The organism is Paenibacillus sp. LHD-38 (assembly GCF_031157315.1).
Classification (GTDB): Bacteria; Bacillota; Bacilli; order Paenibacillales; family Paenibacillaceae; genus Pristimantibacillus.
In genome coordinates, this window is the sequence record NZ_JAVIFU010000163.1 from 1 (window position 1) to 503 (window position 503).

Below are 503 nucleotides of genomic sequence, written 5' to 3' on the forward strand. Positions count from 1 at the left end.
TGTCCAAGTTGTGGAGACCGATAGCGTTTAGCGGATGGGTCTGAGCCCTTTTGGGTAACGAACTCGGTCCTCCGTGCTTTCTTTGTGAAATCCTGCGAATGAGTCAATATACGTGATGCTGCTTAGCTTAAGCTGCTTCTGCCCAGCTCAGGACGGTTTTCTCTGGCATGAACTTTTCTCCTCGTTGAACAATACCAACTAGAATTCGTGCCAGCTTTCCTATTAACTTAAATATGGATTGCTGCTTTTTCATCTTCTTTTCTTGCACATTATGCTCATGCAGATGACGGAACACGGGGTTGTTCCAAACGAGTTGAACCGTCGCGAGATAGAGATATTTTCGCAAGGCAGAGTCTCCTCGTTTCGAAAGAACAATGCGTCCTTTTCGCTTTCCAGACGTACTTTCGGCCAAATTCAGGCCAGCCTTCCGCAATACCTGACGTCCATGCGCATACTGCCTTAAATCTCCTGTGCCAGCTAAAATGGCCGCGGTGAAGATCTTC

The 503-nt window shown here is 47.3% G+C and carries 1 protein-coding gene; it reads right to left on the reverse strand.

All coding sequences use genetic code 11. The features are described from left to right. Positions 1 to 127: 127 nt before the first annotated feature. Positions 128 to 503: transposase (locus RCO25_RS34735; RefSeq protein ID WP_309000588.1), on the reverse strand; the 376-nt coding region annotated here is incomplete at its 5' end.